Source organism: Bacillus sp. JNUCC-22 (assembly GCF_018861275.1).
Taxonomy (GTDB): Bacteria; Bacillota; Bacilli; order Bacillales; family Bacillaceae; genus Bacillus; species Bacillus velezensis.
Window position 1 is genome coordinate 2,416,248 of the sequence record NZ_CP076408.1, and the last position, 15,753, is coordinate 2,432,000.

Genomic DNA, 15,753 nt, shown 5'->3' on the forward strand with positions numbered 1-15,753 from the left:
TTCTTTCCTCCTATGATTCGATATCAGTTTTAATGTTAGAAAGAACCCCGTTTACGAATTTTGCAGCTTTATCGTCGCCGAACCGTTTTGCCAGCTCGATTGCTTCGTTTAATGACACGTTAGCAGGAATGTCGTCAGAATAAACCATTTCATACACCGCCAGACGCAGGATCGCGCGGTCTACGTTTGCAATCCGGTCAAGCTTCCAATTGACGAGATGGCCGGAAATCATTTCATCAAGCTGAACCTGATGTTCGATCACTCCGTACACCAGCTGTTCAAAGAAGGCATCTGTTTTTTCACCATCAAGCGCGTGCTCAATGGCATCGTTCGGTGCAATATCGCTGACATCAATCTGAAAAAGTGCCTGCAAAGCTTTTTCTCTAGCTGTTCTTCTTTTCATTTTCTTTCTCCTTCAGATCCGCTTTATCCGCTTGTCGTTAAGCTTAAAGAGATCATAACATATTTTTTTCTCAATCGCATGTCGAAATTTAGGTTTTTTCACCCTAATGCCGAATATTTTCACAAACCGTATTAATTTCATTCGGATTTCACAGCATGAAGAAACTCGGCTGCCGTTTGTAAGCCGGCTTTCTTCATGCCTGAAATGACGGGAAACGTATAAAAAACCAAAGGGCTGCCCATCCCCTTGGTTTTTATACGCTCATTACATTTCTTCGTCGATTTCGACTTCTTGGGCTTTCGTGTCAAATTGAATGCCGACGATATGAATATTGATTTCATTAATGGTCAGAGACGTCATGTTTAATAAGGTTTGGCGGATATTCTCCTGAACGCTTGCCGCCACTTTCGGGATCGAGATCCCGAATTGAACGACGCAATAGACGTCGATGGTAATCCCGTCATCGGCTAAATCGACCTTTACGCCTTTGCCGTGATTGATTTTGCCGAAGCGTTCTACGACGCCCGTGGCGAAATTGCCGCGCATTTCAGCAACTCCTTCAACTTCGGAAGCGGCGATGCCGGCAATGACTTCAATGACCTCAGGAGCAATTTCAACCTTGCCTAAATGAGCCTCATCATGATCCATTTTAAGCACACTGTTGTCTTCCATTCAATTCACCTCCCGCAAAAATTATGAGCCCATTACATCATATGTTTCTAAAAACTTTGTATTAAACTCTCCGCTGACAAATGTTTCGTGTTCAAGCAGTTTCAAATGGAACGGAATCGTCGTTTCAATACCTTCAATCACGAATTCGCTCAGCGCGCGTTTCATCCGTGCGACTGCCTCATCACGCGTTGTTCCGTATGTGATGACTTTAGCAATCATACTGTCATAGTACGGCGGGATCGAGTAGCCGGGATATGCGGCTGAATCCACGCGTACACCGAGTCCGCCCGGCGGCAGGTACATGTTAATTTTACCGGGTGAAGGCATGAAGTTTTTCGCAGGGTTTTCAGCGTTGATGCGGCATTCAATCGCCCAGCCGTTAAATTCAACATCTTCCTGTCTGAGCGAAAGCTCCTGTCCGGATGCCACTTTGATCTGTTCTTTGATCAGATCCGTTCCCGTCACCATTTCTGTGACAGGGTGCTCTACTTGAATACGCGTGTTCATCTCCATGAAGTAGTAGCGCTGTTCTCTGTAGTCATAGATGAATTCTACTGTGCCGGCTCCCGTGTAACCGACGGCCTTCGCTGCTTTTACCGCTGCTTCACCCATCTGCTCCCTGATTTCAGAATCAAGCGCAGGTGACGGTGACTCTTCAAGAAGTTTTTGCAGACGTCTTTGGATAGAACAGTCACGCTCTCCGAGATGGATCGTGTTTCCGTAATTATCCGCAAGCACCTGAATTTCAACATGGCGGAAATCTTCTATGTACTTCTCGATGTACACACCCGGATTTCCGAATGCCGTAGCGGCTTCCTGCTGGGTAATCTCAATGCCTTTGATCAATTCTTCTTCTGTGCGTGCGACCCGGATGCCTTTTCCGCCTCCGCCCGCAGTGGCTTTTATAATGACAGGATACCCAATTTCACCTGCAAGCGAAACCGCTTCTTCCGTATTTTTTATGATTCCTTTTGAACCGGGCACAATCGGCACGCCCGCCAGCTGCATCGTGTCGCGGGCGATATCTTTTGTTCCCATTTTTGAAATGGCGTCAGCCGTAGGGCCGACAAACGTTACGTTTAATTCTTCGCACAGCTCGGCAAAGTCGGCGTTTTCAGCTAAAAACCCGTATCCCGGATGAATCGCATCCGTGCCGGTCAGCTTTGCGACGCTGACGATGTTCGTTACATTTAAATAGCTTTCTTTTGATGTTTTCGGCCCGATACAAAAAGCCTCATCGGCCATTTGGACATGCAGGGCGTCTTTATCTGCCTCAGAATAAACGGCTACAGTTTCAATGCCCAGCTCTTTGCAGGCCCGGATGATTCTGACGGCGATTTCTCCTCGGTTGGCGATCAATAGCTTTTTAATCATAATAGCAGGTCTCCTTACTCAGCTTTTACAAGAAATAGAGGTTGTCCGTATTCGACCAGCTGGCCGTTTTCAACTAACACTTCAACGATTTCTCCTTTTACTTCGGCTTCAATCTCGTTAAAGAGTTTCATTGCTTCTACGATACAAACAACTGTATTTTCGCTCACTTTTGAACCTTGGTTTACGTAAGGGCCGGCTTCCGGCGATGAAGAAGCATAAAACGTTCCGACCATCGGAGACGTAATTTTGTGCAGGTTTTCGTCTTGTTTCGGCGCTTCCTGAGCAGGAGCGGCTTCACTCGCTTCCGGTTTTGCAGCCTGCGGAGCAGGTGCGTAAGCGGCGGGAACGGCTTGGGCTTGTCCCGTTACATTCACTGCCGGCGCTTCATTTTTTTTCAGTTTGAGGCTTACGCCTTCAATTTCGTAAACAAATTCGTCGATGGAAGATTCATCGATTCTTTTTATCAGTTCATGAATTTCGTTGATTTTTAACATCAGTTTCCACTCCTATGTATAAAAAATAGAAATTTATGGGTTGCTACTAAAAGTACATACTATGTTTATCTTACAGGAGCGCTTGTGTAAATTCAACACTGATCTAAAATGACATCAGAAAAGCCCGCAGCGGGTGCGGGCGGTTCAGGTCTCTTATTTTGTCGGTTCAAACGTGACGGCGACGTCTTTCATCGTCTTGATTTCTTTTTCCACCAGGTCAATGATAGCGGAAGCTTTTGCGTTTGAATGTTTGTCAGACATGACGGTAATGTTGATTTTGTCTCCTTCAGCATCCACGAGCGCATCTTTGTAGCCTTGTGTTTTAATCAGCGTTTCCAGCTGTTTTTCCGTCCCTTCAGCATTGCTCAGCGCCGTCATTTTATCGTAGGCTTCGCTTTTTTCCTTTGCGGTCGCATCATCGCTTGAAACAATGCTGTTTAACTGTTCCCTTTCTTTGCTTCTCGCGTCTTCAAGCTCCATGCGGTATGCGGTAAATAAGTTTTCATCAGCTGTTTCTGTGGCGACCGATCCGTCTTTGTCCGAAGCTTCGGCTGATGTTTCTTTATCCTCTTTTGTGCCTTTAGAATCTTTCGTTCCTTTTGTACCGTCTTCTTTTTCCGTGCCGCTTCCGCTCTTATCTTTCGTTTCAGGAGCCGGCGTTTTTTCAGTGGCGACTTCTCCGCTGCTTTTTTCGCTTTTCATCTGCACGGCATTTTTGCTTTCCGGCGACATAATATAATAAACACTTAATACCACGACGAGACTGAGCATTGTTAAAAGCCAAACCGTTTGTTTTTTCAGCATGATTTATGAATCCTCCTTGATTTTTTTAGGGGCAACCGCTACACGGTAGCTCGGAACATCAAGCACCCTTGTGACGGCATCAATGATGGTTTTTTTTATTTGAACGTTGTCCACTCCCTGAGCGACAACGAGTACACCGCGGATATCGGGCTTTTTCGTCTGGACGACGACCGGGGTTTCCTGATCCCCGTTTCGAATCATGACAATTTGTTCTTCAGAGGTTTGATCGGTTACGCTTCTTTTGCCGCCTTCTTTATCGGTTTCTTCAGTGGTGGTGTCTTTTTTCGTTTTATTTTTCTCAAACACTTTCAAAGATGTTGCGTCTACGTTTACGACAATTGAGACATCCTCCACGCCGATAATCGTTTCAAGGATTTCTTTCAGCTGGTTTTCATAGTCTCTTTCGTAATCATCGATCGTGGTTTTTGCGCTGCCGTCTTTCGATGCCTTAAAAACGGGTGCGCTTTTTTGCCCGCTTTTGTCTTCCGTTCGGCCGGACATGACGGTCTGCACCGCTTGGTCCTTCCCGGTATTCTCCGGTGAAGAGAACAGCTGGCTCACCAGCATAAAAGATACCCCGAGCACAAACACGAACAGAAAGTAATGATATTTTGTCAGTTTTGGTTTTTCTCCGTCTTTCGCCTGTCCGATCATCAGCTGTTTTTTGAGTATGGTCCATAGTCCGTTTTTATTCATGGCCGTTTTTCTCCCCGCCTTCCATATAAACCGTAATTTTCTCACTGCCGATTTCCCATATATCCGCAAGTTTTTCTTTGATGTCTGCGGCCTCTTTTTTGTCGGCTGCGCCTTCCGGTTCGTATTTGCGGTCTGTGCGGATGTCGATCGGTGCGACGGTTTGCACGGTTTTTTCAGAAGATGGGGCCATATACACGCTGATCGTTTTTACATCTTCTTCTGAACGAACCTGTTCTTCCGCTGTAAGGCGGATGTCGTCTATTTTGTATTCGTCATGACTGAACATCTCCTCCGCTTTCTTTTTTAGTTGGACAGCCATTTCTTCTAAAACATATGCGCGGTTTGATGCTTGTATTTCTTTTTTTTCTGATTTAATTTGATTTTTTATATCAGCGGATTGAGATTGCTCTTGTTTTGTCAAATAATCGAAGATGATTTCCGGGTCTGTTTTGAAAAGTTTGAATATCGGGTTGAGCATGACAATGATTAACAGCAGGCTGACAACCATCTTTGCGTATTTTTGCATACTGGAGCTGGGCAGCAGCATGTCGATGACGATGGCGAATAAGATAAATAAAATAATGCTTGTCAGCCATTCTGTTAAAAAGCTCATATCCAATGGGCCTCCTTTATTTCATCATCATAGTGAGGTTGCCTGCTGTAATAATGACTGTGATGCTGAGGAAAAACATGAGAGAGACGATGGCGAGCGCCGCGAAAATATACAGTACGCTTCTGCTGATGACGCCGAGGCACGTAATGACGGGCCCGCCTCCGAGCGGCTGCAGAATAGCGGCCGCGAGCTTATAAATAAAAGCGAGCGAGAGCACTTTGATCGCCGGAAACGCGGAGATGCAGATCAAAATTCCGACTCCGAGGATTCCCACGGTGTTTTTTAATAGGAGCGAGGCGCTGATGACCGTATCCGTCGCATCCGTAAACATCCGGCCGAGTACGGGAATAAAATTGCCTGTTATAAATTTTGCAGTCCTGAGCGTAATCCCGTCCGTCACGGCAGCCGAAGCCCCCTGTACGGAGATGACGCCGAGAAACACGGTGAGAAATACGGCAAGCGCGCCGATCGCGATATTTCTGAGCAGATTGGCAAGCTGCGTGACTTTATATTGATCCGTCATCGTGCTGACGATGCTTAAAATCGCTGACAGGAAGATAAGCGGCATGACGATGTTTTGAATGAGAAGGCCGCTCGTATTCATCAGAAATAAAATAACGGGGTGAAAAAAAGCTGCGGAGACGGCTCCCCCGGAAGACGCCAAAAGCGCGAGTAAAAGCGGGATGAGCGCGAGAATGAAGCTTGTCATCGTCTGGATCGCTTCACTGGCATAATTGACGGCAACATGAAAGCTGTTTAAAGCGAGAATAATCAGCACCATGTAGACGATTGCATAAGCCACTTTGCTGACGGTGCTCTGCTGGAACGCATTTTGCAGGAGCTGCAGAATGACACAAAAAATGGTGAGAAGAATCAAAGTTCCCAGAAGCTTTCCGTTTGCGAGCACTTCATGAAACAAGTATGAAAATAAAGCCTTTAGCCATGCCTCCGGCGAGAACGTTTTTTCTCCGTTAATAAAGTCGATGATGCTTCCCTTTTGGCTTTCAGGCAGAAGACCGCCGTATTCTGTCATGATGTCGTCCCAAAACTTTCCGATGCCTTCTGTTTTCAGCGCTTCGGCCTGCTTTTTCGCCACTTCATCAGCAGATTCTTGGTGAACTGCGGTTTCCTGCGACGCACCGTCTGTTCCGGCAGCTTGTACACATTCAGTCTGAAAAAATAAGAGGATGAACAAAAAAGCTCCCGCCCACCGAAAGCGCTTCATTTTTTGTGCCCCCCTTTCCATTTTATTTTTGATCAAGAAGGAATAAGTCCGAGAATCGTTTCAATAATGACGGTGAGTATCGGCACGGCCATTACCAGTATCAAAATTTTTCCGGCCAGCTCTATTTTCGAAGCGATCGCTCCCTGGCCCGCATCCTTTGTAAGCTGCGCTCCGAATTCAGCGATGTAGGCGATGCCGATAATTTTTAAAATGGTTTCCACATAGACCATATTGACATTTGCATTGACGGCTATTTTTTCTATCATTCTGATAATGTCGTAAATCTGGTCGATGAGATAAAGAAAGATCACGCAGCCGCTGAAGACGACAATCATAAACGCGAAAGTCGGTTTCTGTTCTTTTACGATCAGGGAGAGAAATGTGGCGATCAGGCCTAAACCTACAATTTGAACAATCTCAATCTGTAAGCCCCCCTATCCTTGGAATAGAAACACAGCTTTGATCTTTTTGAACAGGTCATCGACAATCGTCGCCACCATAAATAAAATATAGATAAAGCCAAGCAGCGTCACCCATTGGGCGTATTCTTTTTTTCCCATTTGGTCAAGTATGGTGTGCAGAAACGCAACCACGATACCGACTCCGGCGATTTGAAAAATGACATTTACGTCGACTCCCATTTTATGTTTGCTCCCCTCATGTTTACATCAATAGAAGAATGAGTAACAGTCCGGCTAAAAATCCTAAGCTTTTCACCATTTTTTCATTTTTCGCCTGCGCCCGTCCGGCATCCGCTTCCGCCGCTTCCAAATGTGTAAGCGCAAGCTTGATATGTTTCTGCTGAGAAACACGGTCATGGAGCCCGAGCGTCTCTCCGAATTGCTTCAGCACATCATATTCGCTTTTTTTCATCGCCATGGACGACCAATTATGTTTCAAGCTCTGTTCCCAAGCCGTTTTGGCGGAATCGCATCCCTGCTCAAGCCTTCTGCTGAAAGCTTGAAACAATAACGATACAGGTTTGGAAAGCTGTGCAGCAATTTGTCCCGAGGCGGTATGCAGCGGTGTATGCCCGAACATGATTTCCGCTTCAAGCGATTGGAGCGCCGCGCGCAGCTGACGGATCTGCCTCGGCCTTTCTATATACATTTTGGCGATCTCAAATCCGGTCCAAGTCGTCGCTGTCAGAATAAACACGGCACCCAAAAGCTTCAGCATGTCATCACGCTTTCAGCATGTGGAACAGGTTCCCCATCCTTTCCGTACATCCTGCTGATCGTTCCCGGACCGCGGCGCCTTGACAGTTCAACATACCGGTCAAACACGTTTTCCTCCCAAAGCATTTTCAGCGACGGCCTCTTGACCAAGTCTTTCATATTCCACCCGTGCGCAGATACGATGACGGATACGCCCGCATGGAGCGCCTCCAGCAGCGCTTGTGAGTCTTCCATTCTCCCGATTTCATCCACAATTATGACATCAGGACTCATAGAGCGAATCATCATCATCAGCCCTTCCGCCTTCGGACAGGCATCAAGGACATCGATTCTGCGGCCGAAACTGTGCTGGGGAATGCCCCGCAGGCAGCCGGCAATTTCCGAACGTTCATCTACGATACCTGTCTTTTTTGCGGGAATGCGTTTTGATCCGGTGCTGGAAAGCCGGGCCAAATCACGAAGCAAAGTCGTTTTCCCCGTTTGCGGAGGACCGATGATCAGCGTATTCAGCCAGTTTTCTTTCCATAAGAAAGGAATGAGCGGTTCTGCGATTCCCAGCTTCTCCCGGGCGATTCGGATATTAAAAGAAGTAATATCCCGGAGTCCTTTGACGGCTCCGTTTTCGACGATGACTCTTCCGGCCAGCCCCACACGGTGGCCTCCTCTGATTGTGATATATCCTTTTTTCAGCTCTTCTTCCAGCGTGTACATACTGTAATTGCTGAGCCGGCTGAGGATCAGCTGTGCGTCGCCGGCCGTACAGACATATGACAAATACAAAGGTTGTCCTTTTTGGATCAGTTCAACCGGCCTGTCGACGCGGATTCTGATTTCTTCTGTATCCCGCCTCGCTTCTTCGGGCACGGCGGAGATGGCATCTCTCAATAATTCAGGGAGAACCTCTGTAATCTCATTCAATAGAGTCTCCTCCTTTTTTACCGATTGGCTTCTTTAAAATGTATGATCCGGGACAGACTTTATGACACCCCGGCCCTCTATTTATGCACACCGGCCAAAATCAGCACCACTCCCGCAAAAATCAATATTAATTTTGCATATGAGAGCTGTCCGGCAATCTGATAAATGCCGATCGTCATTGTGATGATAAAGATCAGCGGGCCGACGATTGCCAAAATACTATTCACCACAACCGCCTTTCTGATGTCGTTTGTCAAAAGCATGATAATAGCGGCCGATAATTCAATGAGCGAGGACAAAACTCGTAAACCGGCCATCGTTAAAACAGTAGAATTGATTGAACCAAACAAAAATTTCATTGCAATCCCCCAACTTCAAGCATTTTGTTACACTATATGCTCTAGCTGACGGAAGTAGTCTCACTATTTTCATATAGAAGAAAGATTCAGGCAGAACGCAAAAAAAGCCTGCCCCGTAAAAGGAGCAGACTCCGAATTTCTTTGACTACGCTCTTGACACGTAAGAGCCGTCTGATGTATTTACAACCAGCGTATCGCCTTCGTTCACGAAAAACGGTACGTTTACGACAAGACCTGTTTCCGTTTTGGCAGGTTTTGTGCCGCCTGACGCCGTGTCGCCTTTAATTCCCGGCTCTGTTTCAACAACTTTCAGTTCAACTGTGTTCGGCAGTTCAATACCGAGCGTTTCAGACTGATACATCATGATGTGCACAGACATATTTTCCAGAAGATATTTCAATTCTTCTTCGATTTGGTTTTCGTTCAATTCAAGCTGTTCATATGAGCTTGTATCCATGAACACGTGCTGATCGCCGTTGGCATAAAGATACTGCATCGTTTTTGTTTCGATTTGAGCTTTCGCGACTTTTTCACCTGCACGGAATGTTTTCTCCTGAATAGCGCCCGTGCGGAGGTTACGCAATTTAGAACGGACAAATGCCGCTCCTTTTCCCGGCTTTACGTGCTGGAAGTCAACGACGCGCCAAATGCCGCCGTCTACTTCAATCGTTAGTCCTGTACGAAAATCGTTAACTGAAATCATGTTTGATGTCCTCCTATATTCCGATCACAAAATAATTAATTCTTTAGGGGAATGCGTAATTGTCCGGTTGCCGTCGTCAGTGATGATGATATCATCTTCGATTCTTGCGCCCCCAACTTCCGGTATGTATATGCCCGGCTCAACCGTTACCGCCATGCCCGGCTCAAGAACGGCCGATGACCTGAGAGACAGCCCCGGTGATTCATGGACTTCCATTCCAAACCCGTGTCCTGTCGAATGGCCGAAATACTGTCCGTAGCCTTTTGCGGTGATGTGATCCCTCGTCAGGGCGTCCGCTTCTTTTCCCGTCATGCCGGGTTTAATATGCAGGACACCAAGCGCTTGGGCATCGTATACGACCTGATAAATCTCTTTCAGTTTATCACTTGGCTCTCCGACCGCGACGGTGCGTGTGATATCAGAACAATAGCCTTTATAATAAGCGCCGAAATCGAGCGTGACCAAGTCTCCCTTTTCAATCAATTTGCCGCTTGCCACTCCGTGGGGAAGGCTGGATCTGACTCCCGAGGCGACGATCATATCAAAGGAAGAGCCGTCTGCTCCTTGACGTCTCATATAAAATTCAAGCTCGTTTGCAACTGAAATCTCTGAGATGCCTGGTTTGATAAACGTCAGAATATGTTCAAACGCATCATCCGCAATCTTCGCAGCTTCCTCTAATATCTTAATCTCTTCACTTGACTTAATCAAGCGCAACTTTTCAACGGAATCCGCGACGGGAACCATCTCCGCTTCCTGCAGCACAGCTTGGTAGGATGCATATGTTCCGTACGTCATGCTGTTTTGCTCGAAGCCGAGTTTTTTAATGCCGTACTCAAGAATCGTATCCGCAGCCGTTTGGATTAAGCTTCCGCCGTGCTCGATAATGTCAAAACCCTTCACTTGCGTCTTCGCCTGCTCGGTGTAACGGAAATCCGTGATAAATGCCGCACGTTCTCTCGATATGACCGCAAGGCCTGACGAACCCGTAAATCCCGTCATATACTGCAGATTGGCGGAGCTTGTCACCAACATTCCGTCTATATCCAGCTGACCGAAAAGATTTCGCAATTTCTCAAGTTTCATTCCCTTTCTCCTCCTCGCCGATTCTTGACTGCCGCCTGACAACGCGGGAGCATCCCCGCCCGGTTTTCAGCATAAAAAATGTTCACTTCTCGTGAACATTTTACCATACCGGACAGGGATTATACACTTATTCACTTGTTGCCGAGCGCCCTTGCAAGCTTGTCTGACGTAAGTTCATTGTAGTTGAAGGAAATTGAGTAGCCGACAAACAAACCGTACAGAATGTAAAGGCAAAGCGTCGTCACGATTGTATCTGATTTCAATTCAGTGACGGATTTCACATCTTCGAAAATCGGATTGAATAAGAAAAAAACCGCACACCATAAAATGATGCCGTACACCATCCCCGGCCACATGGTTTTAAAACGTTTCAGGCAGACGAAATAAATGAACGCCCCGGCAATTGAAATGAATCCGATGACAACGATGCTGACCATCGTGCCGAGCCATTGTTTTTTCCATTCTCCGATCATAAACGGCTGAAGAATCATGTTGGGGCTGATCTCTGAAAAATGAAAGACATACCCGAGATAGCCGATCAAACTCCAAAATACACCGCCGGCAAATCCGATACCGCAAATTCTGCCGGTAAATGAAACAGGCTGCTGATCATCATCCTGCTTCTTTTTTTCTTCCTGTTCTGAATGTTTTTCGCTTGTCATCATGGCACCTCCAGTCATAGACTGCCCCAAAATTGAAAAGTCATAAAAAGCTGCGCCATATTTTCATTCAATGAGTAAAATCTAAAGAAACGGGGTATACTGCCTGTAGAAAAAGCATTGATTTTCCGGCTGTCTAACTAGAGGTTTACCGAGGTTTCCTGTACAATAGAGTGAAAGGAAATGGTTAGTAAATCCTAAGAAAACAGGCAGGTTGATAAACAATGTCCAAACAAAAAACGCCCCCTGCATACGGCGGGCAGGCTGTCGTTGAAGGAGTCATGTTCGGCGGCAGAAAAAATTATGTTACCGCCATCCGCAGGAATGACGGAAGCATTGATTTTTTCAAGCTTCCGAGAGTGCCGAACGCCAAGCTTTCGGCTTTAAAAAAGATTCCTTTTTTGCGGGGAATCGTCGCCATCATTGAGGCGAGCGCCAACGGCACAAAGCATTTAAACTTTTCCAGCGAACGATACGGGCTTGATCCTCAGGATGACGCCAAGCTGGAGCAGGAAGATAAGAAGGGTTCTGGCTTATCGATGTTTTTCAGCTTGGCGGTGATCGGCGTTCTGTCGTTTTTGTTCAGCAAATTCGTTTTTACGCTCGTCCCGGTCTTCTTAGCGGAGCTTGTAAGGCCCGTATTTTCCTCAGACGCCGCACAGATCGGAATCGAAAGTCTGTTTAAGCTTATTCTGCTTCTCGGCTACATTTATTTTTTATCAATGACGCCGTTAATTAAAAGAGTGTTTCAATATCATGGAGCCGAACATAAGGTCATAAACTGTTATGAACAGAATTTGCCAATTACAATAGAAAATGTTCAGAAACAGTCACGGCTTCATTACCGTTGCGGTTCAAGCTTTATTTTATTTACGATCATTGTCGGCATGTTCGTCTATTTACTCGTTCCGACAGATCCGCTTTGGGTGCGGATTTTAGACAGGATTGCGCTTATACCGGTCGTTCTCGGCATCTCCTTTGAAGTGCTCCAGCTGACGAACAGAGTGCGGAATATCCCCGTTTTGAAAGTGCTCGGTTATCCCGGCCTGTGGCTGCAGCTTTTAACGACAAAGGAACCGGCGGATGACCAGGTCGAGGTTGCCATAGAAAGCTTTAACGAGCTTCTCAGACTGGAAGACATTTCAGAACAGAGCGAAAAACCGTCTCACAACGTAATCTGAACCGTTACCGTTATTATTTTGGAGGTGGGCAGTTATGAATCATCGTGTACAACCTTTTTTTGCTGTATTAATAGCGCTTGGCGCATTCGGTTTCATTTATGCGGCGGTAACCAACCCCGGGCAGATGATTTCAAGAGCGATCACCGTTATTATCGCAGGCATCATTATTTATTTTATCGTGAGGACGGTCCTGAACCGCCGCACCGGCCGTGACGGAACCGCTTTCAGAAAAGCGGCCAGACAATCGCGGCTCCGAATGAAGGAGCAAAAAGCGAAGCACCGCGCCGGACACAGAGGCCGGGTCAGCCATTTGCGGAGCGTGCCGAGCAGCAGCAGACCGAAGCCGATGATTCTTAAGAAAAAAAGCCAGACCCAGCTTACCGTCATAGAAGGCAAAAAGAATAAAAAGAAAAACAGAGCGCTTTTTTAATAGCTCCATTGCTTCAAAAATTGCTCTGTTCTGCTTTTTCCTAGCTCAATGAGAGCTAGTTTTTTTTGCGGTGTGAGATGAAACTCCGTCGCCATCACATGTTCCACCGGAATAAAAATAATATTCTGTTCGTACTTTGTCGCGATATGCCTGGCATCATGAGCGTCTTTCATCGTTTCAAACAAAGCCCCGAACAGCTCAAAAGCGTTGCGGATTGATTTTTTCGGGCGCTCTTTTTCGTTGGGCGAAAGCGAAATTCCGATGACCGGCCGTTTGCGTTCTTTTGAATACAGCCAAATCGGGAAATTGCTTAACACGCCGCCGTCAACGACCGTCGAGGTGCCTTTTTCGGTCTTCAGTTTTATCGGTTCAAAAAAATAGGGAATGCTGCAGCTCATTCTGACGGCTCTGGCAACCGGGAACATCTCCGGATTTAATCCGTAGCGGGGAAGATCGTCAGGAAGCACGATCATCTTTCCGTTCGTCAGATCTGAAGCGATGAGACGGAGCGAGCCTTTTTTCAAATCGCCGAACGCGATGATGCCCTTCGCTTTTAATTTATCCGCAATCCATTTTTCCAGCATATCGCCTCTGTATAGTCCGAGGCGCCAATATATCGACACCCACCGCAGGATTTTCAGCGGGAGGAATGAGTATCTCTGATCAAGCAATTGCCTTCCGTCCACCTCATCTATGATGGAATGAACCTCTCTGCTCGTATAGCCCGCAGCGATAAATGCGGCAATAATTGCGCCGGCGCTTGTTCCGGCGAGCCTTTCAAAGCGAAAGCCCTTTTCTTCCAGCGCTTCATAAGCGCCGGCAAGCGCCACCCCTTTTATCCCCCCGCCCGAAAATACGCCGTCAATCTGCATAGCGCGCCCTCTCCCTTCCATCTCAAGGTGTATTATTATTTTAAGAAACGGCTGGGCGAAATAGACCAAAGAATGAAGACATTAAAAAAAGGGCGCCCCATTTCGGGCTGCCCTTTATTCACCGGGATTTTCGGTTTTTTTCTGTACGGATTTCAATTCTTTTTTCCGGCTTTCGTCATCTTCAAAATACTGAACGAGGTCGCCGATGCGGTCAATGCTGTTCCAGCTCAGATGATGTTCGATTCCTTCAACATCATTGTAAATCTTCTCTTCATCAACACCAATGATTCTTAAAAACTGCTCAAGCAATTCGTGTCTGTATACGAGCCGTTTGCCGATTTTTTTGCCTTTTGACGTCAATACGAGCCCGCGATATTTTTCATAAATCAAATACTCGTCTTTATCTAGTTTTTGAACCATTTTCGTTACAGAGGAGGGGTGGACTGCCAAAGCTTCCGCGATATCAGAAACCCGTGCATATCCTTTTTCTTCTATCAGCATATAAATCTGTTCAATATAATCTTCCATACTTGGTGTTGTCATAAGTAACCCTCCCAAAAAGCACCTTAACTTTATAAACCATTACAAGTTTACACTAACGGTCATGAAAAAACAAGGATGCTTCCGGTCTGTCAAGCCTTATTAGCGCTTATAATTCCATTCATCGGACGCGTATTTCGTCTCAGCCAGCTCATTGACAAATGCAAGCTCTTCAGACGTGAGTGTGTAGGGCTCAAGATGTATGTTCAGCCCTTCCTCAAAACCGGCTTTAAAAGCGATTCTGGCCTCATCCATCGTTACCCGTTTCGGCGCTAAGGCGTTGATGGCTACCGCTTTGTTTTTGAAATTCCGCTGCATGCGTTCACGGACTCTGTCGCTCGGATATAAAAACAGATCAAACAGCTTATCCTCATCAATGTCAAGCAGGATGGAACCGTGCTGAAGAATGACGCCTTTTTGGCGTGTCTGTGCGCTTCCGGCAACTTTCCGTCCTTCGACGACCAGTTCATACCACGAAGGCGCATCAAAGCAGACGGACGAGCGCGGATTTTTCAAGCTTTCTTTTTCTTTCTCCGTTCGCGGAATCGCAAAGCAGGCATCAAGTCCAAGGTTTCTGAATCCCTGCAGAATACCTTCTGAAATCACCCGGTACGCCTCTGTCACCGTGGCCGGCATTTCCGGGTGATCCTCTGAAACGATTACGCTGTATGTCAATTCTTTATCATGCAGAACACCCCGTCCGCCTGTCGGTCTTCTGACAAACCCGAGGCCGTGTTTATGTACTGCATCAAAGTTAATTTCCTTCTTAATATTTTGAAAATACCCGACAGACAAAGTTGCCGGATTCCAGCCGTAAAAACGGATCACCGGTGGAATTTTTTTTTGGCTGTGCCAATATAAAAGCGCTTCATCCAGCGCCATGTTAAATGCCGGGCTTTCATTCCCTGAGTCAATAAACCGCCATGTTTCTTTTTCCATACACTGAACCCTTCTTTATCGTTTTAATAAAATCAGTTTAACAAACTGCCTTGAAAATGAAAAATATTTCGTTTCATTAAGGATGACAATCGCTTCATGCTTTACTATAATAGTATTTGTCCCAAAACGTCCGGTAAGCCTTGTTTTCAGGAAGCAGGGCTTTGATTTTATAAGCTAAAGGAGTAGAATCGCATTGTCTAATATGATTGCTTTAATTATTGTTGCGGCGTTTATCGTTTATATGATCGTGTCGTATTTTTACCAGCAGCGTTTAATGAAAACACTTACGGAAGAGGAATTCCGCGCGGGCTACAGAAAAGCGCAGCTGATTGACGTCCGTGAACCGAATGAATTTGAAGGCGGCCATATTCTCGGCGCGCGCAACATTCCGCTGTCACAGCTGAAACAGCGCAAAAGTGAAATCCGTCCTGATAAACCCGTTTATCTGTACTGCCAAAACAATGTCCGCAGCGGACGCGCGGCACAGACGCTCCGCAAACACGGCTGTAAAGATATTTACAACCTGAAAGGCGGATTTAAAAAATGGGGCGGAAAAATTAAAGCAAAAAACTAATCATAAAAAAGAGCTTCCGTATAAAACGGACAG

Annotated in this window: 22 protein-coding genes; 3 read left to right on the forward strand and 19 right to left on the reverse strand. The window is 46.3% G+C overall.

Annotation, left to right across the window (positions count from 1 at the left end; translation table 11 throughout):
* Positions 1-10 precede the first annotated feature (10 nt).
* The 16 genes from nusB to JNUCC22_RS11565 form a co-directional block, all read right to left on the reverse strand.
* The gene (nusB, locus tag JNUCC22_RS11490; protein ID WP_007408349.1) at positions 11-403 is read right to left on the reverse strand and encodes a transcription antitermination factor NusB; all 393 of its coding nucleotides are present in this window, start codon (positions 401-403) and stop codon (positions 11-13) included.
* A 264-nt stretch (positions 404-667) separates the two neighbouring features.
* A complete protein-coding gene (locus JNUCC22_RS11495) occupies positions 668-1,075 on the reverse strand; it encodes an Asp23/Gls24 family envelope stress response protein (protein WP_003153156.1) in 408 nt (135 codons plus the stop codon).
* A 21-nt stretch (positions 1,076-1,096) separates the two neighbouring features.
* Positions 1,097-2,449: an acetyl-CoA carboxylase biotin carboxylase subunit gene (gene accC / locus JNUCC22_RS11500; RefSeq protein ID WP_007408348.1), complete on the reverse strand. Its 1,353-nt coding sequence runs from the start codon at positions 2,447-2,449 to the stop codon at positions 1,097-1,099.
* A gap of 14 nt (positions 2,450-2,463) precedes the next feature.
* The gene (gene accB, locus JNUCC22_RS11505) at positions 2,464-2,943 is read right to left on the reverse strand and encodes an acetyl-CoA carboxylase biotin carboxyl carrier protein (RefSeq protein WP_007408347.1); all 480 of its coding nucleotides are present in this window, start codon (positions 2,941-2,943) and stop codon (positions 2,464-2,466) included.
* A 153-nt stretch (positions 2,944-3,096) separates the two neighbouring features.
* The gene (locus JNUCC22_RS11510; RefSeq protein WP_007408346.1) at positions 3,097-3,747 is read right to left on the reverse strand and encodes a SpoIIIAH-like family protein; all 651 of its coding nucleotides are present in this window, start codon (positions 3,745-3,747) and stop codon (positions 3,097-3,099) included.
* 3 nt (positions 3,748-3,750) lie between these two features.
* On the reverse strand, positions 3,751-4,443 hold the full coding sequence (gene spoIIIAG, locus JNUCC22_RS11515) for a stage III sporulation protein AG (RefSeq protein ID WP_007408345.1): 693 nt from the start codon (positions 4,441-4,443) through the stop codon (positions 3,751-3,753).
* Positions 4,436-5,056 (reverse strand): stage III sporulation protein AF, encoded by a 621-nt coding sequence (spoIIIAF, locus tag JNUCC22_RS11520; protein ID WP_003153146.1) that lies wholly within the window; start codon positions 5,054-5,056, stop codon positions 4,436-4,438. The genes spoIIIAG and spoIIIAF overlap by 8 nt, the downstream gene beginning before the upstream one ends.
* Positions 5,057-5,072: 16 nt before the next feature.
* Complete coding sequence (spoIIIAE, locus tag JNUCC22_RS11525) at positions 5,073-6,281, reverse strand: stage III sporulation protein AE (protein WP_003153145.1); 1,209 nt, start codon at positions 6,279-6,281, stop codon at positions 5,073-5,075.
* A 32-nt stretch (positions 6,282-6,313) separates the two neighbouring features.
* A complete protein-coding gene (spoIIIAD, locus tag JNUCC22_RS11530; protein WP_071392571.1) occupies positions 6,314-6,703 on the reverse strand; it encodes a stage III sporulation protein AD in 390 nt (129 codons plus the stop codon).
* 12 nt (positions 6,704-6,715) lie between these two features.
* Positions 6,716-6,922: a stage III sporulation protein AC gene (gene spoIIIAC, locus JNUCC22_RS11535; RefSeq protein ID WP_003153142.1), complete on the reverse strand. Its 207-nt coding sequence runs from the start codon at positions 6,920-6,922 to the stop codon at positions 6,716-6,718.
* 22 nt (positions 6,923-6,944) lie between these two features.
* Complete coding sequence (gene spoIIIAB, locus JNUCC22_RS11540) at positions 6,945-7,460, reverse strand: stage III sporulation protein SpoIIIAB (RefSeq protein WP_216061740.1); 516 nt, start codon at positions 7,458-7,460, stop codon at positions 6,945-6,947.
* The gene (gene spoIIIAA, locus JNUCC22_RS11545) at positions 7,454-8,377 is read right to left on the reverse strand and encodes a stage III sporulation protein AA (RefSeq protein WP_007408342.1); all 924 of its coding nucleotides are present in this window, start codon (positions 8,375-8,377) and stop codon (positions 7,454-7,456) included. The genes spoIIIAB and spoIIIAA overlap by 7 nt, the downstream gene beginning before the upstream one ends.
* A 77-nt stretch (positions 8,378-8,454) precedes the next feature.
* The gene (locus JNUCC22_RS11550) at positions 8,455-8,736 is read right to left on the reverse strand and encodes a YqhV family protein (RefSeq protein ID WP_003153124.1); all 282 of its coding nucleotides are present in this window, start codon (positions 8,734-8,736) and stop codon (positions 8,455-8,457) included.
* 145 nt (positions 8,737-8,881) lie between these two features.
* Positions 8,882-9,439, reverse strand: a complete 558-nt coding sequence (gene efp / locus JNUCC22_RS11555) for an elongation factor P (RefSeq protein WP_003153123.1) — start codon at positions 9,437-9,439, stop codon at positions 8,882-8,884.
* Positions 9,440-9,463: 24 nt separating this feature from the next.
* On the reverse strand, positions 9,464-10,525 hold the full coding sequence (locus JNUCC22_RS11560; protein WP_216061741.1) for a M24 family metallopeptidase: 1,062 nt from the start codon (positions 10,523-10,525) through the stop codon (positions 9,464-9,466).
* 131 nt (positions 10,526-10,656) lie between these two features.
* A complete protein-coding gene (locus tag JNUCC22_RS11565) occupies positions 10,657-11,187 on the reverse strand; it encodes a YqhR family membrane protein (RefSeq protein ID WP_108655007.1) in 531 nt (176 codons plus the stop codon).
* A gap of 221 nt (positions 11,188-11,408) precedes the next feature.
* Between JNUCC22_RS11565 and JNUCC22_RS11570 the strand changes: the two genes are divergently transcribed.
* Positions 11,409-12,365, forward strand: a complete 957-nt coding sequence (locus JNUCC22_RS11570; RefSeq protein WP_003153120.1) for a DUF1385 domain-containing protein — start codon at positions 11,409-11,411, stop codon at positions 12,363-12,365.
* Between the two features lie 34 nt (positions 12,366-12,399).
* On the forward strand, positions 12,400-12,795 hold the full coding sequence (locus JNUCC22_RS11575; protein ID WP_007408340.1) for an SA1362 family protein: 396 nt from the start codon (positions 12,400-12,402) through the stop codon (positions 12,793-12,795).
* On the opposite strand, the gene JNUCC22_RS11580 is transcribed toward JNUCC22_RS11575, so the two are convergent.
* The 3 genes from JNUCC22_RS11580 to JNUCC22_RS11590 all read right to left on the reverse strand — a co-directional run bounded on the left by JNUCC22_RS11580 (position 12,792) and on the right by JNUCC22_RS11590 (position 15,146).
* Complete coding sequence (locus JNUCC22_RS11580; RefSeq protein WP_094031830.1) at positions 12,792-13,667, reverse strand: patatin-like phospholipase family protein; 876 nt, start codon at positions 13,665-13,667, stop codon at positions 12,792-12,794. The genes JNUCC22_RS11575 and JNUCC22_RS11580 overlap by 4 nt on opposite strands.
* Positions 13,668-13,781: 114 nt before the next feature.
* On the reverse strand, positions 13,782-14,210 hold the full coding sequence (mntR, locus tag JNUCC22_RS11585; RefSeq protein WP_007408338.1) for a transcriptional regulator MntR: 429 nt from the start codon (positions 14,208-14,210) through the stop codon (positions 13,782-13,784).
* Between the two features lie 99 nt (positions 14,211-14,309).
* Positions 14,310-15,146 carry a lipoate--protein ligase family protein gene (locus JNUCC22_RS11590; RefSeq protein ID WP_003153114.1) on the reverse strand — a complete coding sequence of 279 codons (837 nt, stop codon included), beginning with the start codon at positions 15,144-15,146 and terminating at the stop codon, positions 14,310-14,312.
* A 193-nt stretch (positions 15,147-15,339) separates the two neighbouring features.
* Here JNUCC22_RS11590 and JNUCC22_RS11595 point away from each other — a divergent pair, with 193 nt between their 5' ends.
* Positions 15,340-15,720 carry a rhodanese-like domain-containing protein gene (locus JNUCC22_RS11595; RefSeq protein WP_007408335.1) on the forward strand — a complete coding sequence of 127 codons (381 nt, stop codon included), beginning with the start codon at positions 15,340-15,342 and terminating at the stop codon, positions 15,718-15,720.
* Positions 15,721-15,753: the final 33 nt, after the last annotated feature.